We start from the raw sequence: 23,851 nt of genomic DNA, 5'->3' as shown, positions 1-23,851 counted from the left end.
CGTTCCGAGAAAAACGCACCGTTCCTCCTGCCCCCTAGGGGATACCGCCTGGCTCATGCCCGGCGGGGTCGACACACAGGAGTACGCACGCGAGGGCACGAAGATTCATCCGAGCCCGCAGAAAGTTTGCCCGGAGGTTCGCAGCACGGGGGGACGCGGTGCCGTGCGGGGCAGGTCAGACCGGTGAACGGTCGCTGCGGCCGGCGTCGGTCGTGACCCCGCCCGCCGGGGTGGCGCAGGGCGGACAGGAAGCCGACCGCGCAGCCCACGACCACGCGGCGCGCCCCGGGCAGATCGGTGAGCCGGCCGCCGAGCGCGAGCAGACGGGCGTTGCCCGCCCACCGGATGCACGAGGCCGACAGGTGTGGCTCGTCCACGATGTCGGGGGCCGCGGGGACGACGGCGGTGGGGCCGATGAACGTCATCGCGACCGCGAAGAGCGTCGCCGCGAGTGCCGTCGTCTGCCGGGGCGCCTCGGCGGCGGGGCGCTCAGTAGCGGACGGCCCGGCCCAACTGGGCCTTCACTTCGCCGGACAGGCCGTGGCTGCTGCGTGCGGTGGCGGTGCCGGTGCCGCCGGCGGGGACGTCGGGGACGGTGACGAGGACGGTGTCGAGCGTGGTGCCGTCGGTGTTGGTGAAGTTGACCTGGACGGCGAAGGACCTCTTCGCGTCGTCCGGGTTGGTGGCGGTGACCTCGGCCTTCGCGCGGCCGTCGGGGTCCGTGCTCGCCGGCCCGAGCTTCACGTCCTTCTTGGCGTCCTGGCCGCCCTTGATGCCGTCCAGCTTGTGGCCGATCTCCGCGGTGGCCGAGGCGATGGCGCCGGTGGCCTGCGCCGCGAGGGAGGACGCGGCGGCGGTCGCCCGGTTCTCCAGCGACTCGGCGGCGGAGGCGGCCTTGCTGGTCACGGTGGAGGGGCTCTCCTCGTCGGAGCAGCCGGCGAGGACGAGGGAGGCGGCGAGCGTGAACACCGCTACCAGGACGGGGAGGAGCGGGCGGGCTGGGCGGGCGCGGGTCGGCGTCGCCGTGGGGGTGCGGTGGGCTGCCATGTCGCCTCCGGCGTGGGTGGGGTCCTTGGTGTCCAGTGAAGATCCGGCCCGGTGCGTCGGCGGGATGCGACATGCCGTCTCCCGCCGCCTCACCCGTTCGGAGCAGCCCCCGTGGTGGCGGCGCCGGCCGCGGCGGATGGTCGTGAGGTAAGCCCCCGAGACAGTCCCCCCGAGAAAGAGAAGAGGCGGGTACGGCCATGACCGACGCGTCGCGCTCCCAAACGCCCCAGAGCTCCCCGGTCTGGGACCCCTCCCACCAGGGCACCGGCCGCCCTTCCGGTTCGCCCGGCCGCTCCTCCCACCCCGCCGCGGAGAGCGGCTGGGCCGTCGGCGGGGCCGTCTTCGCCGGAGTGCTGATGATCGTCAACGGCATCCTCGCCATCTTCCAGGGCATCGCCGCGATCGCCGAGGACGACGTGTACGCGCGCGTCGGCGACTACGTGTACGAGATCAGCCTCACCGGCTGGGGCTGGCTCCTGCTGATCCTCGGTGTGGTCGCCGCCGCCGCCGGCTGGGGCATCCTCAAGGGCGCGGAGTGGGCCCGCTTCACCGGCATCGTGCTGGCGTCGCTGAGCCTGGTCCTGCAGTTCCTGTTCCTGCCGTATGCGCCGGTCTGGTCGATCATCCTGATCGCGATCGACGTCTTCGTGATCTGGGCGCTCGCCGTGTACCGCCCGACGCACGCCCAGCACGCGCGGACCGGCACGCCGCCGATGTGACCGACCGGCCCCGGGGCGACGCGTGGACCGCTCAGCGCTTGGCCATCTTGTACCGGCGCATGAGAGCGACGACGCGGTCCCGGTCCGCCGGTCCGCTCAGCTCGGCCAGCAGGTCGTCGGGGCACAAGTCGTAGAAGTCGCCCCAGAAGCGGCGTCTCCGGTTGTCCCGGATGCGGTAGCCGCCGGAGACGCCCCGGGCGACGTGACGCCGTCTGATCACTCCTCGTCCCTCCCCCGCTTCCGCGCGCGTCGCGCCGGACGCACCAGCGTGCCGGGAGGCGGCGCACCGCCGCGCGCGGATCACGCGGGGCCGGTCGGTCGGGGACGAGGGGCTGCTCAGTCCGTCACCTTCACGGCCTTGCGCCGCAGCCAGGGCAGGGGCGACACCGACGAGCCCATGTACGGCGTGACGCGGACCTCGAAGTGGAGATGGGGGCCGGTGACGTTGCCGGTCGCCCCGGACAGGCCCAGGCGCTGGCCCGCCACGACGCGCCGGCCGGGGCGGACGTCGATGCGGGAGAGATGGGCGTACTGGGTGAAGTAGCCGTCGGGATGGCGGACGACGACCTGCCGGCCGAAGCCGTCGCCGCAGGTCGTGGCGTGTACGGTGCCGGGGCCGACGGCGAGCACGGGGCTGCCGGTGGGCACGGCGAAGTCCTGTCCGGTGTGCCGGTGGGCCCAGTGCGCGCCGCGGTCGGCGTAGCCGGCGGAGAGCCAGTAGTCGCGGGTCGGCGCGGTCCAGGCGAGGGGGCGCCGGGGCGGGCGGCTGCGATCGCGGTCACGGGCGGAGCAGCCCCCGGCGTGTCCGCCGGGGTCGACGGCGACCGGGTCGCCGGACGCCTTCGCCGCCGTCCACAGCCGTCCCCACAGCGCGGCCCGGAGCGCCTTGCGGCGGCGTTCGGCGGCCTTGATCCGCGTGGGTGCGGCGTCGGCGGCGCGCAGCCGGTCGACGTGCCGGCGGGCCTCCTCATGGGCCCGCACGGAACGGGCGGTCGCCTTGCGGAACGTGTCGTCGCCCCCGGCGCCGGCGGGCGCCACGGCCAGCACGACCAGGAGCACGGCCGCCAGAACGGCGCCCCCGCTCACGGTGCCGAGGCGCGTCAGCGGCGGGTACGCGGGGTGTTCTCGTCGCATATTGCGATCATCCGACCGCACCCTCCCCGTTCCCCCGGCGACGCACCGCCCGCTCCCCCGAACGGCCCCCGGAGGGCCCGCTCGGGCAGCGCGAGGGCCCTCAGTACCCGAGCTCCCCCGTCACCTCCCGGTACACCTGCGACGAACGCGGGTTGGCGCGGCAGCGCCAGACCCCGTGGGGGCAGTAGTCGCTGATGGTCTGGTACAGGGGGCGGTGGCGGGCGAACCAGTCGAGCATGCCGTGCATGTAGGCGGGGTTGTCTCCGTTGCGCCACAGACCCCACTCGGGGTACGAGACCGGCTTGCCGTGCTCCGCGGCGAACCGCACGTGCGCGGCCAGGCCGTACGGCTCGGCGACCTGCTCCTCGAAGGGCATGCCCCGGGGCTGGTCGTAGGCGTCCATGCCGATGACGTCGACATACCCGTCGCCGGGGTAGCACTCGGTCCACGGGACGGCGTCGAACCCCCGGTTGGGCGTGAAGTCGAACCGGAACCGCTGCCCCGGCACCGAGCGCATCGCGGTCACGATCCGCGCCCAGTACCGCTTCCAGGCCACCGGGTCGGGGCCGCAGCGGTGGGCGTAGGTGATGCCGTTCATCTCCCAGCCGACGACCAGCACGGTGTCGGGCACCCCGAGCGCGACCAGTCGCCTGGCGAGCGCGCGGAAGTGGGCGTCGTACTCGCCCCGGGCGCCCCGGCGCAGCTCCGCCCGCACGGTGGCGTCGTCGAGACCGCCCTCGGTGCGCTCCAGCATCGGCACGTTGAGCACGAACATCCGGTCGGCGCGGGCCTTGCGCCACTGAGCCCAGTGCGTCAGATACCCGGGCGTCCCCTCGATGTTGCTCCACCGGTCCCCGGGCAGGTACGCCCGCCCGACCCGGGGCGTGGCCGCGCCGACCCAGCCGTCGAGCCCGGCGATCCGCCGCACGCCCTCCGAGTCGTACCCGACGTAGGCCCCGAAGGCGGGCACGTCGCCGGGCGGACGGGCGTCGTGGTCGTCCCCGAGGGGGGCGCAGGCAGCCCCGGAGACGAGGACGAGGGCGGCGACGACGGCGAGGAGCGCGCGAAGGGGGTGGGGCACCGGGCTCATGATGCCGAGGAAAGTGCACCCGTACGGGTGAATCACCGGGGTTGCCCGGATCAGAGGCGCCGGGTCGGACGCCAGTTCGGGCGTCTGTTCACGCGGACGCGTGTTCAGCTGGGCGTTCATCGCATCGGACATCTGTTCATTCGCACACGGGTACGCCCATCGGGTCCCGCACCAGGAACACGTCCACCGCGTCCTCGCTCTCGAACACGAACCCGTGCCGCTCGTAGAGTCGCCGGGCCGGGCTGCCCTGGAGCACGTTCAGACGGACGCGTGCGCCGGCGCGGTCGGCCGCGGTGAGGATCCGGGCGAGGACGGCTGAGCCGATGCCGCGGCCTTGGGCGGCCGGGGCCAGATAGAAGTGCTCCAGCCAGTGCCCGTCGGCCGCGGGACGCAGGGCGACGCTGCCGGCGAGCGCTCCGGCGACCTCGATGACGTACGTGTGCGCGGGGTCGAACCCGTCGCGCAGCCGCTGCCGCACGCGCTGCCCGTCATAGCGCCCGAGCCGTTCGAGATCGGCGCGAAGCGCGACGGCCCGTATCTCCGCCACGGCGTCGGCATCGGCGAACAGGGCCGCTCGCAACGCCCAGCCCACCACACCCCCGACGGCAACCTCCGCCGGTCCGGCGGCTACTTCAAGAGGTACCTGTCCGTGAATCTCGTTCCCCACACGAGGAGTTCACTCCATACGCAGACAACTGGCCAGGCTTTTCAACGTATTGGCGGCATTGCCGTCCTCCTCCATCTGCTTGTCGGGGTGCCCGGTCCTTAAGGGCCGGGGTGAGTGCCCGTTCCCGCGTAGCGGGGCGGGGCGGGGAGCCGAATCGCGGTCAGGGCGACTGGGCGTCTCGGGACGACGCCGTGCAGCGTTTTCACGGGACGGTCGTCGTCAACTTGGAACGCCCCGCCCCTCCCAAGGCCGCGCCCGTGGGAGGCGCCGCGTCGGGCTGAGGGACGAACGGGGGTCCACGTCCGCCCCGGCGGCACGCCCACGGTTCGGCCGGGGCCGAAGTGTTCGGTGTCTAGCGTTCTGGCATGACTTCTTCAGTTGGATCGGGCGTGGTGGGCGGGCGGCATGTGGCCATTGCTCCGGCGATTCTCTACTTCGGAACTCCCGTCGCTCTGCTGGCGACCGTGAACGAGGACGGGTCGCCCAATCTCGCGCCCGTCTCGTCGGTCTGGGCGTTGGGGTGGAACGTGGTGCTCGGGGTCGGGCGCGGGAGTCGCACCGTCGAGAACCTGGCCGCCAGGCCGGAGGTGGTGATCAATCTGCCGGGGCCCGAACTGTGGCGACAGGTCGAGGCGTTGGCTCCGCTCACCGGGGCGGAGCCCGTGCCCGAGGAGAAGCGGGGGGTCTACCGGCACGAGCCGGACAAGTTCGCCGCCGCCGGGCTCACCCCGCAGCCCGCCGAGGTCGTGCGGCCGCCCAGGGTCGCCGAGTGCCCCCTCCAACTGGAGGCGTCCGTGACGCAGATGACGCCGGGCGGCGGTGGCGAGTTCCGGATCGTGGAGTGCGAGGTGGTGCGGGTGCACGCCCGCGACGATCTCGTGGTGCCGGGGACCCAGCACGTGGATCCGTCGGCGTGGAGCCCATTGATCTACAACTTCCGTCACTATCAAGGGCTTTCGCCGGAAGTGGGGTTCGGGTTCCGGTCGCTGACGCCGACGCGGTAAGGGGCGGCCTCCGGCGGGTGAATCTCGCGGTGGCAGGCAACCTGTGGGAGGGGTTTGGCTCTCTCACAGGGTGCTCGCGGAGTCGGCCGGGGTGCTTGGGGAGCGTCCGTCGTACAGGTCGGGTCCGAGGGCTGCCCAGTCCGATGCCATCGACCATGGCACTCGCAGACGAGGAACCCCGATGACCAGTCAGAAACACCGCAGGGAGCTGCAGAGAACGGCGTTCGCCGCCGGGGCTGTGCTCGCCGTCGTCGCCGTCGCCGGGGCCGCGCCCGGCGCCGGCGCGGCGCCGAAGGCCACGCCCGGCACGCCGCAGCTCAAGCTGATCGCCGCGTCGAAGTCCGTCACCCTCGAACGGTGGGAGTGGGACGGCCAGGCCGGCGTCAACCTGGACCTGGGCACCTATGTGTCCGTCGACAACGCGCCGCTCGAGTTCAAGGTGACCCGCAAGTCCTACAAGGACCCCGTCGTCGCCCAGCAGATCCTGCGCGACGGGACGAAGGTGAAGACGAAGACGCTGCCCGCCGGGCTCGTCCGCGACTTCCAGGGGCTGCCCGGCTTCCTGGAGGTGTCCATCAAGAACGCCGCCGGCGCCCAGGTCCTCACCGCCAAGGGGGACTTCTGCCCCAACAACGCCTCCGGGCGGATCCGGCCCGACGCGCCGGCCACCTCGCACTATCCGCAGAGCTGCCCCGCGAACCCCTTCACCCTGGGCTCGGTGTGGGGCGTGGAGAAGGGCTGGGCGGCCAACACCAGCGCCGGTGACCGCGACAAGCCGACCGACCTGGCGGTGGGCGAGTACACGGCCAAGGTGTCGGTGGCGAAGAAGTACCGCGACTACTTCGGCATGGCCGACGCGCCGCAGACCGTGAAGCTCACGGTCCGCGAGTCCCCGGACGACGGTGAGGGCGGCGTGGGGCTGCGGTCCAACCTCGCCCACGGCTCACACGGCGCGAAGGCGGCCCACGGGGCGCACGGCGCCCACGCGGGGCACGGTGCGCAGGGCGCCGAGGAGGCCCCCGGCGGTGGTCACCACTACGGTTCGCGCGGCGCGGACGAGCCCACCGCGCCCGCCCTCCCGCACGCGCTGGAGGCCCGCGGTCTCGCCCACCACCTGGGCGACGGCAGGGGCCACACCGACGGCTCCCGCATCGCGCCCGCGCTGAGGGCCAACGCCCAGCGGCCCACCGGCCGCGCGACCGTCCCCGCGAACGTGCCCAAGCCCGACCTGCGCTCCCTGCCGGCGTGGGGCTTCCAGATCACCGACGGCGAGGACGGCGACGTACCCGGCAAGGACTACCTCGCCTTCAGCGCCAACGTCTGGAACGCGGGCCCCGCCCCCCTCGTCGTGGACGGCTTCCGCAGCCCCGGCAAGGACCTGATGGACGCCTACCAGTACTTCTACGACGCGAGCGGCAAGCAGGTCGGCTACACCCCCACCGGCACCATGGAGTGGGACCCGCGTGTCGGCCACGAACACTGGCACTTCACCGACTTCGCCAGCTACCGCCTGCTCAGCGCCGACAAGACCAAGCAGGTGCGCAGCGGCAAGGAGGCGTTCTGCCTGGCCAACACCGACGCCGTCGACTACACGGTGAAGAACGCCAACTGGCACCCGTACAACACCGACCTGTCCACCGCGTGCGGCGAGCAGAACTCGATCTCCGTGCGCGAGGTCCTGGACGTCGGCTCCGGCGACACCTACACGCAGTACCGGCCGGGCCAGTCCTTCGACATCACCGGACTGCCCAACGGCACGTACTACGTGGAGGTCCTCGCCAACCCGGCCAAGCGCCTGAAGGAGACCGACCTCAGCAACAACACCTCCCTGCGCAAGGTCGTCCTCGGCGGCAAGCCGGGCGCCCGCACGGTGTCCGTCCCGCCGTACGACCTCGTCAACGCGCCCTGACCACGCGCCGGTGACGGCCTGACCCGCACCGGCCGGTTCTCACCACCGGTCCGGTGCGGGTCACGGTCAGTCATTTGACGTACGTAAAAGGTCACTTGGGGCAACCCTGCCGCACTCTGGCGAGTCTGGTGAGACGTCTGTGCTTTCGGGACGTATTCCTGCCTGCGGGTGGAGTTCCGTCGAACGGCGGTGACCAGCGCCGAGGATCCGAGCACGGTGTACGGGGTGACACAACGGCCGAGCGGAGGGCAGCGCCGATGAGCGGGACACGAGGGCGTCGGCGTACGGCCGGACGGGCCGACGGCCGGGGGCAGACCAGGCTGACCCGGCGGGGGCGCGTGCTGGCGTGGACCGGCGGCGTGCTCACGGTGGTGCTCCTCGGGGTCGGCGGCGCCGGCGCCTGGATCTACCAGGACCTCAACGGCAACATCCACTCCGCCGACATCGACGACAAGCTGGGCGGTGAGCGCCCGGACAACCTCAGCCCGGGCTCGAAGAACATCCTGGTCGTCGGCTCCGACACCCGTGAGGGCGCCAACTCCAAGTACGGCGGCTCCGATCTGACCACGATGCAGTCGGACACCCTGATGGTGCTGCACATCCCCGCGAACCGGGAGTGGGCCACGGTGCTGTCCTTCCCGCGTGACTCCTGGGTGCAGATACCGTCCTGCGACCGGGGGGACGGCAGCATGTCCAAGCCGCACAAGGCCAAGATCAACGAGGCGTTCGCGATCGGCGGCAGCAGCGGCGAGGTGGGCGGGGCCGCCGCGTGCAGCATCAAGACCGTCGAGGCGCACACCGGCCTGCGCATCGACAACTTCATGTCCATCGACTTCTCCGGCTTCAAGGGCATGGTCGACGCGCTCGACGGCATCGAGGTCTGTCCGAAGCAGAACATCGTCTCCGACAAGGCGAGACTGAGGCTGAAGGCCGGCTGCCAGACCGTCGACGGCGAGACCGCCCTCGGCTACGTCCGGGTCCGCTACGGCGTCGGCGACGGCTCCGACATCGGACGCATCGGACGCCAGCAGGAGTTCATGAACGCGCTGGTGAAGAAGGCGAAGGACAAGCTCACCAGCCCCGATTCGCTGTACGGCTTCCTCCAGGCCGGTACCAAGTCGCTCACCACGGACCCGGAGATGGACGGCATCAAGCCGATCTACGCCCTGGCCAGCGAACTCAAGGGCATCCCCACCGAGCGGCTCTCCTTCCTCACCGTGCCCAACTACCCGCGTGAGGCGGACTTCCCGAGGGACGTCGCCAACGTCGTCTGGCAGTACCCGCAGGCCACCGACGTGTTCACCGCCCTGGCCAACGACAAGGAGATGCCCAAGGCGCAGTTGCAGGCCTCCGTCAAGAACCTGATCTACGCCTCGCAGGTGCGGGTCCAGGTACTCAACGGCACCGGGGTGTCCGGCCGGGCGGGGCAGGTCGCGGACAAGCTGCGCGCGGCCGGCTACAGCGTCGTCGGCACCGGCAACGCGGGCGGGACGGTGGCCAAGTCGGCGCTCACCTTCCCGGCGGGCATGGAGAGGCAGGCCGCTGTCCTCGCCTCGCGCTTCCCCGGGACGCCGTCGACGGCGTCCGCGGACGCGGCGGCGGGCGTGGTCACGCTCGTCGTCGGGCCGGACCTGAAGTTGGAGAAGCTCGAATGACGGTGGTTCGACAAGCGGCGGAGATCGTGTACTATTGATCTTGAGCCGGTCAGCACGACAGCGAAGAACCGGTTCTGCGTTGGTGGTCCAAGGAAAGACGCCCCACTTCCTGTGGGGAGATGCAGGTGCAAGGCCTGCCCGGCGCTCTCACTGCGAGGCCCGTCCCGTGTCACACGGGGCGGGCCTCGTGTCGTTGCACGGTCCGACGCCCATGCGGTCAGCGGCCCCGGCGTCACCACCGACGAGGGCGGCCCCCGGCCCGGGAGACCGCCCTCGGCCCTGTGAACTTCCGCCGGGTCAGCCGGCGTTCGCCGTCGACGGGCCGAAGAACTCGACCTCCGCGATGGCCACCTGCTTGCTCGCGGACGCCGCGTACGCCGACTCGATCGTCAGGCGCACCTTGGTGACCTCGCCGACGCGGAACGCGCGCCGCTGGCCGCCCGCGCCCTGGTCCAGCACGAGGTCCCGGGTCGTCGTCGTGCCGTCCTTCTTCGTGATCGTCGCCTTCACCCGGTGGGGCAGCGCCGACTCCTGGAGCTGGTCGCCGCGGGTGGAGACGCCCGGGGTGATGATCAGGTCCAGCAGACGGGTCGGTTCGGCGAAGCGGGCCTCGATCCACTCGCCCTGGCCCGACTGGGAGACGCCGGGGCCCCACCAGCTGTTGTTGAGCCGGTCGAAGGCCAGCTCGGGCTTGTGACCCGGGTAGGAGCGGGAGGCGGTGATCTGGTCCGGGGCGACGGGGGCGCGCTTGGCGAAGTGGTCGCGGGTCGCGTCGATCCAGCCCGGTGTGCTGAACCCGACCCACACCAGCAGGCTGAGCACGGCGGCGGCGACCACCCAGGTAACGACGCGGTCGAAGGTGCGCCGCAGCCGGGGGCGGTCGCCCGCCCAGGGGGTCCGGCCGTTGCGGAAGCCCGGCAGCCGGCGCCACCACGGGCGTCGTGCCGGCGCGTCGTCCACCAGGGTCATCGGCATCGCGCAGCGCACGCAGTAGTGCCGATCGGGGTTGTTGGGGGTGGCGCACCAGGGGCAGGGCACGCCGTTCACCTCGCCCTGCTGCGGTCCCGGAGCCCGCACCTGGGGCCGGTCCACGACCGGCCGTCCCGGCAGCACCGGCGCGACGGCCGGCTGCGGCACGGGCTGGGGCTCCGGTTCGGCGACGGGGACGAGGAGGGAGCGGGCGCGGGCCGTCATGGTGTCGTCGGGCGCGGGTGCGGGGGAGGGAATCGCGGGGGCGGGCGTGGGGGCTGCGGCGGGTGCGGGTGCGGGTGCGGGTGCGGGTGCCGGTGCCGCCGTGGGCTGCGGGGTCGCCGGGGTGGGCTGTGCCGTGGGGGGTGCGGAGGGCGTCTCCTGCGAGGTGGGCTGCTCCGGCGGGAGGGCGGGGAGCGGGGTCTCCGCCGTGTCCTCGTCGTCCGAGGAGGCGTGGGCGTCCGCCGCGTCCGAGGGCTCCGCCGGGGCGGGTGCGGTCCGAGCACCGTCGTCCGCAACGTCCGGAGCAGCCACGCCGGCCGGCGCTCCCGCCGCCGTACCTGACGCCGTGCCCGCCGCCGTCGCGGCGGGCGTCCCGGTGGACGCCGGCACCGCGGCCGCCGCCGAGCCCGCGCCCGGGGTGTCCCCCTCGGCGCCCGCGCTCGCGCCCGCCGGTGTCGCGGCCGGGGTCCTGCCGGCCGGGGAGCGGTCCGTCCAGCTCAGTACGGCTCCGCAGGCGTCGCAGAAGGACTGGCCCGGCTCCGCCCGGGTGCCGCAGTCGGCGCAGTTGTGGGTGGTCATCTCTCCGGGGTCCTTTCGGCGGCGGTCGCGGCGGTCACCTCGACCGTGTACGGCATGTGGGCGGGGCGGGCGGCGGCCACGAGGGCGTCCAGCCGGTGTTCGTCGGCCGGGCCCGGGTCGGGCAGGCGGAGCGAGACGTGCAGGTGGGGGCGGGGCTCGCCGGGGACCGGGCCGAGCGGGCGGGCGCTCCACGCGGCGGCCCCGCTCTCGGAGATCTCCGGCTCGACGCCGAACGCGAGGCGCACCGCCTCCGCGAGACCGCGCCGGGTGCCGCGCACCCGGTGCAGATACGCGGCGGCGGCGACGGCGGCCCGCAGCCGGGGTTCCGGTTCGCTGCCGTCGGTCTCCGCGCCGACCCAGCCGGCCAGCCAGCGGGTGAAGTCGGCCGGGGCGAGCGCCGGGTCGAAGTAGGCGGGCAGACAGTCCAGGACGTTGAGGATCGGCGCCATGACCTCGTCGAGCCCGCCGACGAACCGCTGTGCGAGGTCGTCGTCGGCGAACACGGCGGGCAGCATGGCGCCGATCGGCGCGGACGAGCCGAGGCCGTCGACGGAGCCCCTCACGCGCCGTCCCCGATCACCCGGACGCGGTGGTCGTAGGAGAAGACCAGGGAGGGCGCGGACAGGTCGATGCGGTCGGTGGCCTCGCCGCGTTTGCCGGTGAGGGGGTCGGCCGGGTGCAGGGTGACCTGGTCGACGAGTTCGACGCCGGGGACGCGCTGGAGGACGGCGAAGACCTCGCCGGACTGCACGGGCCGGCCGAAGGGCCAGCCCCGGCCGTCCGCGCCGCCGGTCAGCGGGTCGAGATGGCGGTAGAGGGCGTCGTGGGCCTGCCGGCGCACCCGGTCGGTGTCCACGCCGCGGAAGGCGTGCACGGTGGCGACCACGGTGACACCCTGGTAGAAGGGCGGGCCGACCGCCAACCGGGTGCCGATCAGGCGGCGTTCGTCCAGGTGGCGGGTGATCCGGTCCAACAGTGCGTCACCGGGCACGAGTTGCTCGAAGCGGAGCCGTCCACCGGGGTCGGGGACGGCCTGCGGCACCACCAACACCCTTACTGCGTAGGCGCCGTGCTCGTCGGGCTTGCCTTCGAGGCAGGTGATGCGGGCGGTCTCGGGGGCGGCGCGGCGGGCCAGCTCCTCGTAGTCGCGCAGGGTGACGGCCCGTTCCTGGGCGCGCAGGGTGATGGGCGCGCGCACCTTCGCCTCCGTCACCGTCTCCCCGTCGACCCCGCCGCGCGCGGCCTCGCGGTTGACGACCTCGGAGACGTACGGCACGGAGGTGCGCAGCACCTGGACCGCGCCCCGGGCCACGTTGCCGGCCCGGCCGCCGCCGGTGCGGTAGCGGCGGGCGCGGATCACCGCGCCCTTGGGGGCGACGGCGCCGTACTGGCGCAGGGTTCCGTCGGCTTCGCGGACGGAGGGGCCGAAGGCGATCTCGCCGGTCGCGGCGTCCAGGGTGATGTGCCGGTCGTCGGGGCGGGAGGCGGCGAAGTGCGGGACGACCGACCAGTCGGCCCAGCCGTCGTGCTCGGCGGTCTGGAGCAGCAGCGGCGGGTCGTCGCCGACGACGGGCGCGTGTTCGAGGCGCAGCCGCTGCCCGGGCAGGCCGGTGGACTCGCCGAGGGCCTCGTCGTACACGGTCTCGGCGTGGACGGCGGGCGCGGTGCCGCCGACGGTGAAGGCCTCGGCGGAGCGCACGGTGGGGGACGTGGTGTAGAAGGGCTGGCCGGCCAGCGGTTCGGTGACGCGGCAGCGCAGCCAGCCGGCCTCCTGACCGCCGGAGCGGGACAGGACGTGCCCGCCGGGGACGTGCAGGACGATCTCGCCGGGTCGGTTGAGGCCGCCGGTGCCGTCGCGGTCGACCTCGCAGGCCTGCCAGCCGTCCTCGGTCCACGCCTCCCAGACCAGCGGGGGCTGGCGCGGGTCGACGCCGACGCCGTCCACGCGGCTGTCGAGTTCGAGGGCGACGGCGCAGTGCGGGACGGCCGCGGTCAGCCCGAACAGCATGCAGTCGCCGGGCCGGGGGGCCTCGGCGAAGCACATGACGTCCTTGCCCTCGGCGAGGTCGGCGGTCCGGTCCGACACCGGCTCGCCCTGCCGCTGCACGACGAGATGCCGCAACGAGGAGGGCACGACCGCCAGTTCGCGTTCGGTGGCGAAGACGACGGCCTCCTCGCTCTCGGTGCGCACGGTCGCCGTCTCCGTGCCGACCGGCAGCAGCACCGTCTCCTCCTGCGGCGCGGACAGCCAGAACGTGACGTCGGTGCGGGCCGCCGAGGGCGGGAAGAGGTGGATGCCGACCAGGTCGAGGAAGGCGAGGTGGTTCTTCTCCGGGACCCGGTTGAGCCGGTACACGATCTGGTCGGCCATGTGGGCGACCGTCTCGACGAGGGTGACGCCCGGGTCGGAGACGTTGTGGTCGGTCCACTCCGGCGCGCGCTGCTGGATGTAGCGCTTGGCGTCGTCGACGAACTGCTGGAAGCGGCGGTCGTCCAGGTTGGGGGAGGGCAGGGCCATCAGCGGTCGCTTTCGGAAGCCGTACCGGAGGAGCTCGGGGAGTCCGGCTCGTCGTGGGACGGGATGACGTAGAAGGGGAAGACGAGGCTGCGCGGGTTGTTCGTGCCGCGGATCGAGTAGCGGACGTCGATGAACAGCACGCCCTGCTCGGCGCCGGCGGTGACCTCGACGTCGTGGACCTCGATGCGGGGCTCCCAGCGGTCCAGGCTGGCGTACACCTCGTGCTGGATGCGGCCCGCGGTCGCCTCGTTGACGGGGGCGAACACCAGGTCGTGGATGGCGCAGCCGAACTCCGGGCGCATGGGCCGCTCGCCCGGCGCGGTCGCGAGGACCAGCCGGATCGCCTCCTCGATCTCCCGCTCCCCGCTGACGAGGGCGATGCCTCCGGTGGGGCCGATGCGGAGCGGGAACGCCCAGCCGGATCCGACGAATTGCTCGGCCATCAGTGGGCCACCTGCCTTTTCCTTCTCCTCGGGCGCTGCTTCGTCACGGCAGCGGGTACGGCTTGCTGTTGACCAGCACGGCGCCCTGGAGCATGAGGGTGACGGCCCGGATGCCCACGTTCGCAACGGAGTTGACCTGGAGGGTGCCGCCCGAGCTGATCAGGGTGGCGCCCACGGCCTTGAGGTTGAGGGCGCCCATCGCGTCCACCGTGACCGCGCCGCCGAGCGACTTGAGGTTGACCAGGCCGCGGCCCTGCATGGTGAGGGTGCCGCCGCTCTTGACGGTCAGGTTGCGGCGCGCGCTGAGGGTGAGGTCCGTGCCCGCCTCGACCGTCACCGACTTGCCGCCGGTGATGCTGACGGCGCCCTTGCTGTCCACGGTGATCTCGGTTTTCGTCCGGTCCAGGTTGATGACGAGTTTGTCGTCGCCGCTGGTCAGCCGTACGCCCTGCTTGCCGCCGGTGCGCTGGCTGAGCAGGTCGACCCGGTTGCCGTCCCGGTCGGAGAGGGTGTGCCGGGCGGCGCGGTTGCGGGCCCCGTCGTGCAGCGGCACGTCGCGGACGGGCGTCGGCTTGTCGCGGCCGTTGTAGAGGCCGCCGATGACGTACGGGTGGTCCAGCGCGCCCCGGTCGAAGGCGACGAGCACCTCGTCGTCGACGTCCAGCGGGAAGATCGAGCCGCCGCCCTTGCCGCCCCACTGCGCGACCCGCGTCCAGTCGCTGACGTAGGCGTCGTCCAGCCAGGGGAAGCGGAGCTTGACCCGGCCCTGCTTCAGCGGATCCTGGGCGTCGGTGACCAAGGCGTTGGCGATGCCGGGCAGTTGGAGGCCGTTGGCCGCGCCGCCGCCGCCCGAGGACAGCCCGTACAGCGAGCGCCACTGCCGGCCGCTGACGGTGACCCAGGCCTCGTAGTGCTTGCCGTCGCCGAAGACGTGCCGCACCGAGGTCGCCGTGTACTTGCCCTCGAAGGGCGCGCCGACGTCGGCGAGCGTGACGGGCAGCCCGGGCCGCAGTTTGGGGGTGCCGCGCGCGATGACCTCCAGTTCGGCGAACGAGCCGGTGACCTCGTCGGCGAGGGCCTCCGCCGCGAACCTCACCTCCGACTGCCGGTCGTACGGCGTCTGCGCGTCGACCAGTTTGGCCGGCTTGAACTTCACGGCGGCCTCGGCGGGTGTCGTGCCGATGCTGATCCCCGGGTTGGAGGTGGCATGCACGGTCGCGGTGAGCGTCTTCTTCGTCGTCACGTCCCAGCCGCGCGCCTCGACGGTGCCGACCTGTTCGGCGGCGGTGACGGCGGCGCGCAGTCGGAGGATGTCGGTGCCCGCCTCCATCACGAAGGGGCTCTTCTCGCCGGGGGTGGACACGGGCGGCGCCCCGGAGGCGGGGTCGGGCCGGACGAACTGGAACTTGCCCTTGGCGTCGACGGACATGACCATCTCGTTCTCGTCGGCGAGACGGGCGAGGAAGTCCCAGTCGGTGACGTTGGCCTGGCTGATGAACTCGTACACCGTCTTCGTCGACTGGATCCGCCCGACCGGGACGCCGTCCTGCGCGGCGAGTCTGCGGGCGATGTCGGAGGCGCTCTGGTTGCGGTAGGCGGCGATCCGGCGCTGGCGCATCAGCCGGTGGCCGTGGTCGTAGCCGCGGACGACGGTGAAGGAGCCGGTGCCGTCGTAGTCGGCCTCCAGCCCGGACACCTCGCCGGTCAGCAGCGGGTCGGAGGCGCCCTGGCCGTCGGCGACGGGGGCGATGACGACCGGCGTCCCGAACCGCACGCCGAGCTTGCGCAGGACCTGCCGGTGGGGGTCGCGGAACGTCAGCCGGAAGGCGGCCGGCACACCGAGGCCCTGGTCGACCCAGCCTTCCACGAGGAGCGGCGCGAAGTCGGCGGGCAGGGGCCGGCCGCCCAGGGTGACCTGGACGACGCTGGAATAGGCGGACTGCACCATCAGTGACGCACCTCCTCCGCCGCGGGCAGCACCAGTTCGACGCCGTTGGGCAGCCGGGCGGGGTCGTCGATGTCGTTGGCCTCGGCGATGGCCCGCCAGGCCGCCGTGTCGCCGTACTCCCGCCAGGCCAACGACTGGAGCGAGTCACCGGCGACGACGCGGTGCACACGGCGCGCGGTGAGGGCGCCCGAGGTCGGGTTCTGGCCCTTGGTCTTGCTGGGGATCTCGTGCAGCCGCACCTGGCAGGTGGCGCGGATGGGGACGCCGGTGGTGCCGAAGAGGGAGTAGCCGACGTCGACGCTGCTGACGTAGGCGGTGAAGCGGGCCGTCGAGAAGGAACCCCACTGGAAGACCACCCAGGGCGGCGAGGGCTGCTTGGCGGCGATGCTCTTCGCGGTGACCTCGCAGCATTCGAGCAGCGACTCGACCTTCTTCAGCACGGTGTTGCCGCCCGGCTGGTCGGAGGAGTCCAGGAAGATCTCCAGCGTCATCTCGCGCGGCTCGGGACCCATGAACTCCGGTACGGAGCCGTCGCGGACGGCGGCCGTCGGCGTCACCTTCCACTGGGCGCGGCGGCCGAGCTGCAGCTGCGCCGGGTTGAAGTCGAACGCGAACGACTTGATCATGCCGCCCGGCGTCGTGCTCGACCCCACGGGCGGTTCGTGGATCGCGAGCGTGGCACGCACCAGGCTCTTGCCGGCGCCGCCCTTGCTTCCCTTGGCCATGTGGTGCGTCCCTCCGCCTAGTCCGTGAACCCGTGGTGGGTGATCTCCAGGACCTCCGTGGCGACGCCCGGGTTGTCGGGGTCCAGGGACGGCCCCTGCCATCTGACGGGCAGCACGTCGATCAGCCCCCAGCGGGCCACCTCCGAGCCGTCGGCGCGCAGCGCAGCGATCTGGGCGGTGGGGCGGGTCACCCCGGTGGTGACCGACGAGATCCACTTGGCGACCTTGGTGGTGTCCGGGGTGAGGGGGCGGGTCAGCCGGATCGTGGAGAACGTGACGCGGGAGGGGAGCTGCCAGACGAAGCCGTTGTTCCCGCCTTCCTGCCGGTGCTCGATCTCCACCTGGGAGGACAGGCCCTCGCACCCGTTGAAGTATCCGAGGCTCTCGCCGTCGATGGTCAGGGTGAAGAAGATGGTGGAGCCCGGGTCGAGATCGCGGGACATCGGGGGTGGGCCTTTCTGGGGTGCGGTGGGCTTCGGGGGTGGCGGTGGCGGGCCTCAGGTGCGGGGGTCGCGGAGACGGCCGATGCGCTCGCGGTCCAGGCGGAGTTCGGTGCGCAGGAGACGAGTGATGCGGCCGGTCAGCCGGTGGGTGAGTTCGTCGAGCTGGAAGTCGGTGAGGGCGCGGGGGTCGAAGGGGGTGGGGGTCGGGTCGGGGGGTGTCGTCGTGGGGGTGGAGGTGGTGGCGGCCGGCTTTGTGGAGCTTTTGGCTCGCGGGGCGGGGGCCGGGGCCGCGGTCGGGTTGGGGGTGGGGAGCGGTGGGCTGATGGCCGCGGGGTTGGGGTTGTGGGGGGCCGGGACGCGTTGGACGGCCGCGAGGACCGGCGGGACGGGGGCGGGGGGCTCAGCCGGTCGCGCCGGTTGCGCCGGTTGCGTGGGCGGTGCGGGGTGCTGGGGCGCTTGGGTGGTGGTGCGGGGCTGGACGACGGGGAGGGCGGCGGTGTGGGGGGCGCTCCGGCGCAGGGGTACGGCGACGGGGGCGGGGCGGCGCTGGACGGGGGTGGGCGGTGTCGGGCGGACGGTGGGGGGCTGCGGGGCGAAAGGGGATGTGGGAGGGGGGAGTTGTGGGGCGCTGGTGCGCTGTACGGCGCGTGCGGGGGGCGCCGGCGTGGGGTGCCGGGCGATGTGCTGAGCGGTGGGCTGGGTGGGTGCCGTGGTGGGCTGCGGAGTGAAAGACGTTGCGGGGGAGGGGAGTTGAGGGGTGTTGGTGCGCTGTACGGCGCGTGCGGGGGACGCCGGGGTGGGCTGCGGGGGCGTCGTGCGCTGTACGGCGGGGGCGGTGCGCTGTATGGCGGGCGCGGTGTGGTGTACGGCGGGTGCTGCGACCGGCGTTGCATCCGCCGGGCGGGCGGGTAGCGGGGCGCCGAGGGCCGGGCGGGCTCGTCCGCTTGCGGGAGTGGGGCGCTCGGTCTGCGGGGCCGCCGTGGTCCGGGCCGAGGGGACGGCAGGGGCCGGCTGCACGGGGAGCGGCGGCTGCGGGCTCACGGGAGTGGACGGGCGCGAGGGCGAGGCGGGGGCGGTCGGCGCCGGGCCGATGCCGGGAACGGCCGCGCTGCCGCGCGCGGGGGCGCCCAGGCCGGGTCGACGGGTGGCGCTCCGCTGGATGGCCGAAGTCCTGTGAGTGTCAGGTGAGTTGGTCGCTCGGGGAGCCGGTGTCACGGCGGAGTCGGGAGCGGGGCCGACACGCTGGCCGTTCGCTGCGCGGGCCGAGGGAGCGGACGCCGGGGGCGTGTTCGCCGTAGCGCCCGGGTCGGTCGACGGCATGGGCGTGCGGGCTGCCGGGGGCGTCGAGGTGCGTTCGCCGAAGGTACGGGGTGCGGTCTGGTTCTTCGGTGCCGATGCGGCAGACGGGGCGTGGGCCGCCGGGTTCGCTGTGCGTTCGCTCGCGGGACCTGGGGCCCGCTGGATGGCAGGGCTCGGTGCGGGCGGGCGGTGCTCTGACGAGTGCGTTGCGGGCCTGCTCGGCGGGACCGAGGTGCGTTCACTGGTGGGAGTGGGCGCAGATCCGGTGGTCGGTCCCGGGGTGCGCCGGACGGTGGGGCTCGTGGCGGTCCGATCCGCCGGTGCGGGCGGGCGGTGCTCTGACGAGTGCGTTGCGGGTCTGCTCGGCGGGACCGAGGTGCGTTCACTGGTGGGAGTGGGCGCAGATCCGGTGGTCGGTCCCGGGGTGCGCTGGACGGTGGGGCTCGTGGCGGTCCGATCCGCCGGTGCGGGCGGGCGGGAGGCCGCCGGGGCGGCAGCAGGCCCGACCGTCGGGTTGGACGTGGCGCGGGCCGCCGGGTCCGCTGTGCGACTGCTAGCGGAAACGGATGCGGACTCCGCCGGCAGTGCGGGAGTGGGCCTGACGGCGGGGCTTTGCCCGGTCTGAACCGTGAGTGCGGCCGTGTGCTGACCTGCTGAACCTGAACCGGGCACACCTGTCGGGCGGGTCGGGACGGGTGCGGGCCGACTCGCCGGAGGTGCGGGGTGGTTGTGGGCGGGGCCCGCTGTGAGCGTGCCCGCCGGGCCAGGCGCGGACCGGCTCGTCGGCGGTACGGGGCGCTTGCCGGCGGGGTTGGCTGCGGTCTGAACCGTCGGTTCCGAGGTGGGCTTGCCCGCCGTCGGTGATGCGGCCGGGGCTGCCGGTGCCGGGGTTCCCGCCGGGCCGGCGGTGGACGTACCCACCCGCGCCGGTGCGGCATCGCCCGTCGGAGGTGTGGGGCGCTCGCCTGCGGGGTCGGCTGCTGTTTGGACCGTCGGTGCCGAGGCGGCAGTACGCGTCGGGGCTGAGGCCGGGTGCGATGCGGCTCGGGGCGTCGGTCCGGGGGCAGGGTTGCCCGCTGGGCCTGCGGTGGGCATGCCCGACTGCCCCGGTGCGGCATCGCCCGTCGGAGGTGTGGGGCGCTTGCCGGCGGGGACGGCTGAAGTCTGAACCGTCGGTCCCGAGGTGGGCTTGCCCGCCGTCGGTGATGCGGCCGGGGCTGCCGGTGCCGGGATGCCTGCCGGGCCTGCGGCGGGTGTCCCCACCCGCACCGGTGCGGCACTGCCCGCTCGACTCACGGCAGTGGGCGTCGGGTTCGACGCGGGGGCCACAGGGCCGGTCGTACGCGCGTCCGTCGGACGGGTCGTACGCGCGTCCGCCGGAAGGGTCGTCCGCTCACCTCCGGCACGGGGGGCGCTCCCGCCGGTCGGACCCGAGGGCCGTTCACCCACCGGAGTGGGACCGGAACCGTCCGCCTGGCCTGGCACCGCGTCCGTCGGCGTCGACGTGCGTCCAGCGTGCGCGCTCGGAGCGGGCCGGCCCGTCGACGCCCGCTGCACGACCGCGCCCCCCTCGCCGGACTGCGGCGACGGCGCAGCCGTAGCGCCGCCCAGCGCCCGCTGGACTGTGGGCGCGTCGGCATGCGCCCCCGGTGCCGGTGCGGCCGTCAGGGAGTGGGCCGGGGCGGGCTCCTGGGCGGAGGCCGGGGTTCCGCCGTCAGTGGGCGCGCCCGAGCCGCTCCTGGGTGTGCCCGTGGCTCGCGCGGGCAGCGCGCGCCGTTGCACCGGCGAGGCGGCCGACCTGGTCAGCGGCGCGGAAGCCGGCGGCGTCGACGGCGGTCGCGCGGACAGCGTGCGCCGCTGTGCGGGAGCCGCCGCAGCCGGCGGGGCCGGGAGCACGTGGACGCCCCGCGCCGCGACGACGGGGCCGGGTGCCACGGTCGGCGTCGGCGCGGCGGGCGCCGGGACCGGGGCGGGTGTGACGGGAGCGGGGACCGACGCGGAAGGCGCGGTCGCCGGCGGTTCGGTGGGCGCGGCCGGGTGCGAGGGCCCGGACGGCAGCGTGGTCATCCGCTCGCCCCGGCCGCCGTCCAGGACGGAAGGTGAGCGCGTGCCGGTGAAGGAGGGGTTCTGCCAGGTGGCCAGCCGACCGCCGAACCCGGCGTCGGCGACCCCCGCCGTACGACGGGTCGCGGCCCGCTGGAGAGGGGGCAACGCCGTCCACCCGGCGGAACGGGGACGCACCGCACCGCCGCCCGGGCCGGTCGCCCCGCCGGCGGCGGGACCGCCCGGGACGCCACCGCCCGACGGACCGGCCGAACTCCCCGCAGCCCCGGCGGCCTTGGAACCGCCGACGTCAGAACCGCTCACGGCGGAGGCACTCACGTCGGATCCACTCACGCCGCCGCCACCGCCACCGCCCGACCCCGACCGCTTCCGGCCCAAGTCGGCGCCCCCGCGGAACCTCTCCAGGAAGCCCATCAGTCCTCAGCTCCCCGTCCCTGCCACGAGGGCCGCGATGCGGTCCGTGTAGCGGCGGCGGTCGTGGTGTTCGAGGTCCAGGATCTCGTCCTGGCTCCAGTGGAAGTGGAAGGCGACGTACGCGATCTCCTCGTGCAGCCGGTCGGTCGCGTACGTCACGATTCCCCCAGGCGGCTCCCGCCGAGTTCGACCTCGAAGGGCTCCGCGCAGTGCGGGCACTCCACGGTCGCGCGGGTGTGGCCCTCCGCGTTGATCTGGCGGTAGAAGTCCTGGAGGAACGCCAGGTCGGAGGCGAACATGTTCTCCACGACGCCGTCGTGGACGAGCGGCAGCGTGCCGAGGCGGGTGATGACCCGGCCGAGCAGGACGACCGACAGGTACGCCGGGTTCTCCTGGACGCGGATGTCGCGCAGCGGGACGAGTTCGTCCCGGGCCGTGGACAGGCGCATCACGCCGTCGCGGTGGACGACGCCGGCCTCGTCGACGTAGCCGCGCGGCAGTTCGAAGGGGAACTCAGTCTGCAGGCGCTGCTGAACCGGCGGGGGCACGGCGGACGCCGGCGCGGCGGCGGCCGGGAAGGGAGCCGGAGCCGACGCCGGCCCCGGCTCCCCGCCGCCCGCGGCCGGAACAGCGGCCGGAACCCCGGCCGACGCCGGCCCCCGCGCAGCCGTACGCCGCATTACTCGATGACCAGTTCTTCGAACGTGATGGTGACCGTCTCCGTCAGCGCGGAGGCCTCGCCCGCCTTCACCGTGCTGGTGTCGATCTTGCTGCACCAGGCGTTGCGCATGTTGTACCGCTTGACCGGATTGTTCTGGTAGTCCATCACCATGATCGTGGCGTTCTTGCGGGCCGTGCCCATCGCGCCGTTGATCGACTCGGTGATCCACTGGTTGAAGGCCGCGGACTGGGTCATGCCGCGCACGACCGTGCAGGTGCCCGCCTTCTTCACACCGGGCAGCTTCTTGGTGACCGGCTTGCCCTGCGCGGAGACCTGCTGGTACTCGATGACGTCCTGCTCGATGCTGAGGCCGCTGACCTCGGCGAGGTACTCGACCATCACGCCGTCGATCTGCAGGCCGAAATTGTGCGAAGTGAGGGCGTCACCCGGCTGGAGACTCATCTTGCTTTCCTTCTAGGGGAGTTGACGACAGGGGGCGGAGCGGAAGGCGCGGCTACTCCTCCAGCTCACCGCTGCCGCTGGAGAACTGGGCCAGCCGGAAGATCACGAACTCGGCGGGCTTGACCGGCGCGATGCCGATCTCGCACACCACCCGGCCGACGTCGACCGACTCCGGCGGGTTGGTCTCCTCGTCGCACTTGACGTAGAAGGCCTCCTCGGGCCGTGCGCCGAACAGCGCGCCGGACCGCCACTCGTTGACCAGGAACGCCGACACGTTGCGCCGGATACGGGCCCACAGAGCGTGGTCGTTGGGCTCGAACACCACCCACTGGGTGCCGATCAGGATCGACTCCTCCAGGTAGTTGAAGTACCGGCGGACGTTCAGGTAGCGCCAGGCCGGGTCGGAGGCGAGGGTGCGCGCGCCCCAGACGCGGATGCCGCGGCCCGGGAAGGCCCGGATGCAGTTGACGCCGATCGGGTTGAGAAGGTCCTGCTCGCCCCGGGTGATCTGGATCTCCAGGTCGACCGCGCCGCGCACGACCTCGTTGGCCGGGGCCTTGTGCACACCGCGCTCGAAGTCGTTGCGGGCCCACACGCCGGCCACGTGGCCGCTCGGCGGGACCAGGCGGGCCTGGCCGGTCGCCGGGTCGAAGGCCTTGATCCACGGGTAGTACAGCGCCGCGTACTTGCTGTCGTAGCCGGCGGTCTCCTGCCGCCAGACCCGGATCTGACGGGCGTTCAGGCCCGGCGGCGGGTCGATGACGGCGACGCGGTCGCCCATCAGCTCGCAGTGCGCGATCAGTCCGAGCTGGACCGCCTTGACGGCCTCCAGGTCGATCGCGCCGCGCTGGTAGGCGGCCATCAGGTCGGGCACCGCGACCATGGACACCTCGTCGATGGCCTCCAGGCCGCCGAAGCCGGTGCGGTCCGCGCTGTCGCCGAGGTACTGGGCCGGGCCGGCGGTCCCGTCCTGGGCCGCCGGGGCGGCGGGGGCGGCGGGGGCGGGCGGAACGGCCAGCGTCACCGTCTGGTTGTCCGGGCGGACCAGCTGCGCGGCGGGCGCGGCCTCGGTCACCGTGATGAGCTTGGAGCGCTCCTTGACCTGGGTGACCACGTAGGAGCGGTTGCCCTTCTTGGCGGTCACGTCGAACGTCTCGACGGCCTTGTCGCCGTCCTTGACGATCAGCCGGAAGCGTTCGGCGGGGCCCTCACCCTCCGGGTCGGCGACCTCCACGCTCAGCGGCGCGCCGCTCTGGCCGGCCGCGGTCGCCGTCACCGCGAACGCGCCGAGCTGCGTGGGCTCGCCGGCGGGCAGCGCAGCCGGGGCCTGCGAACCGCCCACGGCGGCGGGCGACTTGGCGTCACCGGGGGCGCCCGCGGGGCTGCCGCCGACCCGGACGACGTACGCGGCCGAACCGCCGTTGTTGAAGAAGCCGTAGACGGAGTGCGCCAGGTAGTACCCGTCGGTGAAGTCACCGAACGCCGCGACGTACTGGGTCCAGTTGGTGACCAGCGTCGGCTCGTTCAGCGGTCCGGTCGGCGCGAGTCCGACGAAGGCCGCGACGGAGGTCCCCACCCCCTCGATCGGGCGGGAGCCGCTGGCCACCTCCTCGACGTATACGCCGGGCGACAGGTAGGACGGCATGCTGTGCTCTCCTCGGGGTACGCGTCAGGACATCTCTCACGGTCACGCGCGAAGCGCGTCGGTCGAAACGTCCCCGGGTGCCGAACCGGGGGCAGACCGTCTGCCCCGAAGGGCAACACCCGCAGGCCGCGCCCGCCTCCTCTGCCCCGAAGGCCCTTGCCCCGCCGCCGAGTTCTCGGCCAGGCTGGTTCGCTGACGTGGCTTCTTCACCGTCAAGGCCGTCGAGGGGAGCGC

General features: G+C 73.3%; 21 protein-coding genes. 4 read left to right on the top strand and 17 right to left on the bottom strand.

Features of this window, described 5'->3' with window-relative positions; genetic code table 11:
* Nucleotides 1-489: 489 nt before the first annotated feature.
* Nucleotides 490-1,047, bottom strand: coding sequence for a hypothetical protein (locus ACIOC0_RS08520; protein WP_402153781.1), 558 nt, complete (start codon nt 1,045-1,047; stop codon nt 490-492).
* 197 nt (nt 1,048-1,244) lie between these two features.
* Here ACIOC0_RS08520 and ACIOC0_RS08515 point away from each other — a divergent pair, with 197 nt between their 5' ends.
* Nucleotides 1,245-1,766: a hypothetical protein gene (locus ACIOC0_RS08515; protein ID WP_402153779.1), complete on the top strand. Its 522-nt coding sequence runs from the start codon at nt 1,245-1,247 to the stop codon at nt 1,764-1,766.
* A 31-nt stretch (nt 1,767-1,797) separates the two neighbouring features.
* Here ACIOC0_RS08515 and ACIOC0_RS08510 read toward each other — a convergent pair whose 3' ends face one another.
* The 4 genes from ACIOC0_RS08510 to ACIOC0_RS08495 all read right to left on the bottom strand — a co-directional run bounded on the left by ACIOC0_RS08510 (nt 1,798) and on the right by ACIOC0_RS08495 (nt 4,585).
* A complete protein-coding gene (locus ACIOC0_RS08510) occupies nt 1,798-1,986 on the bottom strand; it encodes a hypothetical protein (RefSeq protein WP_402153777.1) in 189 nt (62 codons plus the stop codon).
* Nucleotides 1,987-2,102: 116 nt separating this feature from the next.
* Nucleotides 2,103-2,900 carry a M23 family metallopeptidase gene (locus tag ACIOC0_RS08505; protein ID WP_402153775.1) on the bottom strand — a complete coding sequence of 266 codons (798 nt, stop codon included), beginning with the start codon at nt 2,898-2,900 and terminating at the stop codon, nt 2,103-2,105.
* A 100-nt stretch (nt 2,901-3,000) separates the two neighbouring features.
* Entirely contained in the window at nt 3,001-3,990 is a 990-nt protein-coding gene (locus tag ACIOC0_RS08500) for a glycoside hydrolase family 26 protein (protein WP_402153773.1), read from the bottom strand.
* Nucleotides 3,991-4,126: 136 nt separating this feature from the next.
* Nucleotides 4,127-4,585 (bottom strand): GNAT family N-acetyltransferase, encoded by a 459-nt coding sequence (locus ACIOC0_RS08495; RefSeq protein WP_402154358.1) that lies wholly within the window; start codon nt 4,583-4,585, stop codon nt 4,127-4,129.
* A 437-nt stretch (nt 4,586-5,022) separates the two neighbouring features.
* Between ACIOC0_RS08495 and ACIOC0_RS08490 the strand changes: the two genes are divergently transcribed.
* From ACIOC0_RS08490 to ACIOC0_RS08480, 3 genes are all read left to right on the top strand, one after another.
* Nucleotides 5,023-5,661 (top strand): flavin reductase family protein, encoded by a 639-nt coding sequence (locus ACIOC0_RS08490; protein ID WP_402153771.1) that lies wholly within the window; start codon nt 5,023-5,025, stop codon nt 5,659-5,661.
* A 181-nt stretch (nt 5,662-5,842) separates the two neighbouring features.
* The gene (locus ACIOC0_RS08485) at nt 5,843-7,570 is read left to right on the top strand and encodes a lysyl oxidase family protein (protein ID WP_402153769.1); all 1,728 of its coding nucleotides are present in this window, start codon (nt 5,843-5,845) and stop codon (nt 7,568-7,570) included.
* A gap of 257 nt (nt 7,571-7,827) precedes the next feature.
* Nucleotides 7,828-9,225 (top strand): LCP family protein, encoded by a 1,398-nt coding sequence (locus ACIOC0_RS08480; RefSeq protein WP_402153768.1) that lies wholly within the window; start codon nt 7,828-7,830, stop codon nt 9,223-9,225.
* Between the two features lie 297 nt (nt 9,226-9,522).
* Here the strand turns inward: ACIOC0_RS08480 and ACIOC0_RS08475 are convergent, their stop codons facing one another.
* The 12 genes from ACIOC0_RS08475 to ACIOC0_RS08420 all read right to left on the bottom strand — a co-directional run bounded on the left by ACIOC0_RS08475 (nt 9,523) and on the right by ACIOC0_RS08420 (nt 23,617).
* Nucleotides 9,523-10,995, bottom strand: a complete 1,473-nt coding sequence (locus tag ACIOC0_RS08475) for an NADase-type glycan-binding domain-containing protein (protein ID WP_402153766.1) — start codon at nt 10,993-10,995, stop codon at nt 9,523-9,525.
* Nucleotides 10,992-11,558 (bottom strand): phage tail protein, encoded by a 567-nt coding sequence (locus ACIOC0_RS08470; protein WP_351090117.1) that lies wholly within the window; start codon nt 11,556-11,558, stop codon nt 10,992-10,994. The genes ACIOC0_RS08475 and ACIOC0_RS08470 overlap by 4 nt, the downstream gene beginning before the upstream one ends.
* Nucleotides 11,555-13,513: a putative baseplate assembly protein gene (locus ACIOC0_RS08465; RefSeq protein ID WP_402153764.1), complete on the bottom strand. Its 1,959-nt coding sequence runs from the start codon at nt 13,511-13,513 to the stop codon at nt 11,555-11,557. The genes ACIOC0_RS08470 and ACIOC0_RS08465 overlap by 4 nt, the downstream gene beginning before the upstream one ends.
* Nucleotides 13,513-13,956, bottom strand: coding sequence for a GPW/gp25 family protein (locus ACIOC0_RS08460; protein WP_130438943.1), 444 nt, complete (start codon nt 13,954-13,956; stop codon nt 13,513-13,515). The genes ACIOC0_RS08465 and ACIOC0_RS08460 overlap by 1 nt, the downstream gene beginning before the upstream one ends.
* 43 nt (nt 13,957-13,999) lie before the next feature.
* Nucleotides 14,000-15,904 carry a VgrG-related protein gene (locus ACIOC0_RS08455; protein ID WP_402153761.1) on the bottom strand — a complete coding sequence of 635 codons (1,905 nt, stop codon included), beginning with the start codon at nt 15,902-15,904 and terminating at the stop codon, nt 14,000-14,002.
* Nucleotides 15,904-16,629, bottom strand: a complete 726-nt coding sequence (locus tag ACIOC0_RS08450) for a tail protein X (RefSeq protein ID WP_130438939.1) — start codon at nt 16,627-16,629, stop codon at nt 15,904-15,906. Before ACIOC0_RS08450 ends, ACIOC0_RS08455 begins: the two co-directional genes overlap by 1 nt.
* A 17-nt stretch (nt 16,630-16,646) precedes the next feature.
* The gene (locus ACIOC0_RS08445) at nt 16,647-17,072 is read right to left on the bottom strand and encodes a phage tail protein (protein WP_402153759.1); all 426 of its coding nucleotides are present in this window, start codon (nt 17,070-17,072) and stop codon (nt 16,647-16,649) included.
* A gap of 54 nt (nt 17,073-17,126) precedes the next feature.
* Complete coding sequence (locus ACIOC0_RS08440; RefSeq protein ID WP_402153757.1) at nt 17,127-18,113, bottom strand: hypothetical protein; 987 nt, start codon at nt 18,111-18,113, stop codon at nt 17,127-17,129.
* Nucleotides 18,114-20,855: 2,742 nt separating this feature from the next.
* Complete coding sequence (locus ACIOC0_RS08435) at nt 20,856-21,008, bottom strand: DUF6760 family protein (protein WP_165430358.1); 153 nt, start codon at nt 21,006-21,008, stop codon at nt 20,856-20,858.
* On the bottom strand, nt 21,005-21,529 hold the full coding sequence (locus tag ACIOC0_RS08430; RefSeq protein WP_402153755.1) for a hypothetical protein: 525 nt from the start codon (nt 21,527-21,529) through the stop codon (nt 21,005-21,007). Before ACIOC0_RS08430 ends, ACIOC0_RS08435 begins: the two co-directional genes overlap by 4 nt.
* Nucleotides 21,529-21,972: a phage tail protein gene (locus tag ACIOC0_RS08425; RefSeq protein ID WP_130438933.1), complete on the bottom strand. Its 444-nt coding sequence runs from the start codon at nt 21,970-21,972 to the stop codon at nt 21,529-21,531. Before ACIOC0_RS08425 ends, ACIOC0_RS08430 begins: the two co-directional genes overlap by 1 nt.
* Nucleotides 21,973-22,024: 52 nt before the next feature.
* Nucleotides 22,025-23,617, bottom strand: a complete 1,593-nt coding sequence (locus ACIOC0_RS08420) for a phage tail sheath family protein (RefSeq protein ID WP_402153753.1) — start codon at nt 23,615-23,617, stop codon at nt 22,025-22,027.
* Nucleotides 23,618-23,851 lie beyond the last annotated feature (234 nt).

It is taken from the genome of Streptomyces sp. NPDC088254 (assembly GCF_044740925.1).
In the GTDB taxonomy this organism is placed as follows: domain Bacteria; phylum Actinomycetota; class Actinomycetes; order Streptomycetales; family Streptomycetaceae; genus Streptomyces.
Note: the sequence above shows the minus strand (reverse complement) of the source record. Positions and strands in the feature narration are given on the sequence as shown.

What these genes read in the sequence shown, in the direction of transcription:
- ACIOC0_RS08520 (WP_402153781.1), bottom strand. Translation starts at nt 1,047, where the DNA reads ATGGCAGCCCACCGCACCCCCACGGCGACGCCGACCCGCGCCCGCCCA.
- ACIOC0_RS08445 (WP_402153759.1), bottom strand. Translation starts at nt 17,072, where the DNA reads ATGTCCCGCGATCTCGACCCGGGCTCCACCATCTTCTTCACCCTGACC.
- ACIOC0_RS08460 (WP_130438943.1), bottom strand. Translation starts at nt 13,956, where the DNA reads ATGGCCGAGCAATTCGTCGGATCCGGCTGGGCGTTCCCGCTCCGCATC.
- ACIOC0_RS08455 (WP_402153761.1), bottom strand. Translation starts at nt 15,904, where the DNA reads ATGGTGCAGTCCGCCTATTCCAGCGTCGTCCAGGTCACCCTGGGCGGC.
- ACIOC0_RS08465 (WP_402153764.1), bottom strand. Translation starts at nt 13,513, where the DNA reads ATGGCCCTGCCCTCCCCCAACCTGGACGACCGCCGCTTCCAGCAGTTC.
- ACIOC0_RS08480 (WP_402153768.1), top strand. Translation starts at nt 7,828, where the DNA reads ATGAGCGGGACACGAGGGCGTCGGCGTACGGCCGGACGGGCCGACGGC.
- ACIOC0_RS08490 (WP_402153771.1), top strand. Translation starts at nt 5,023, where the DNA reads ATGACTTCTTCAGTTGGATCGGGCGTGGTGGGCGGGCGGCATGTGGCC.
- ACIOC0_RS08500 (WP_402153773.1), bottom strand. Translation starts at nt 3,990, where the DNA reads ATGAGCCCGGTGCCCCACCCCCTTCGCGCGCTCCTCGCCGTCGTCGCC.
- ACIOC0_RS08425 (WP_130438933.1), bottom strand. Translation starts at nt 21,972, where the DNA reads ATGAGTCTCCAGCCGGGTGACGCCCTCACTTCGCACAATTTCGGCCTG.
- ACIOC0_RS08430 (WP_402153755.1), bottom strand. Translation starts at nt 21,529, where the DNA reads ATGCGGCGTACGGCTGCGCGGGGGCCGGCGTCGGCCGGGGTTCCGGCC.
- ACIOC0_RS08515 (WP_402153779.1), top strand. Translation starts at nt 1,245, where the DNA reads ATGACCGACGCGTCGCGCTCCCAAACGCCCCAGAGCTCCCCGGTCTGG.
- ACIOC0_RS08450 (WP_130438939.1), bottom strand. Translation starts at nt 16,629, where the DNA reads ATGGCCAAGGGAAGCAAGGGCGGCGCCGGCAAGAGCCTGGTGCGTGCC.
- ACIOC0_RS08505 (WP_402153775.1), bottom strand. Translation starts at nt 2,900, where the DNA reads ATGCGACGAGAACACCCCGCGTACCCGCCGCTGACGCGCCTCGGCACC.
- ACIOC0_RS08485 (WP_402153769.1), top strand. Translation starts at nt 5,843, where the DNA reads ATGACCAGTCAGAAACACCGCAGGGAGCTGCAGAGAACGGCGTTCGCC.
- ACIOC0_RS08420 (WP_402153753.1), bottom strand. Translation starts at nt 23,617, where the DNA reads ATGCCGTCCTACCTGTCGCCCGGCGTATACGTCGAGGAGGTGGCCAGC.
- ACIOC0_RS08475 (WP_402153766.1), bottom strand. Translation starts at nt 10,995, where the DNA reads ATGACCACCCACAACTGCGCCGACTGCGGCACCCGGGCGGAGCCGGGC.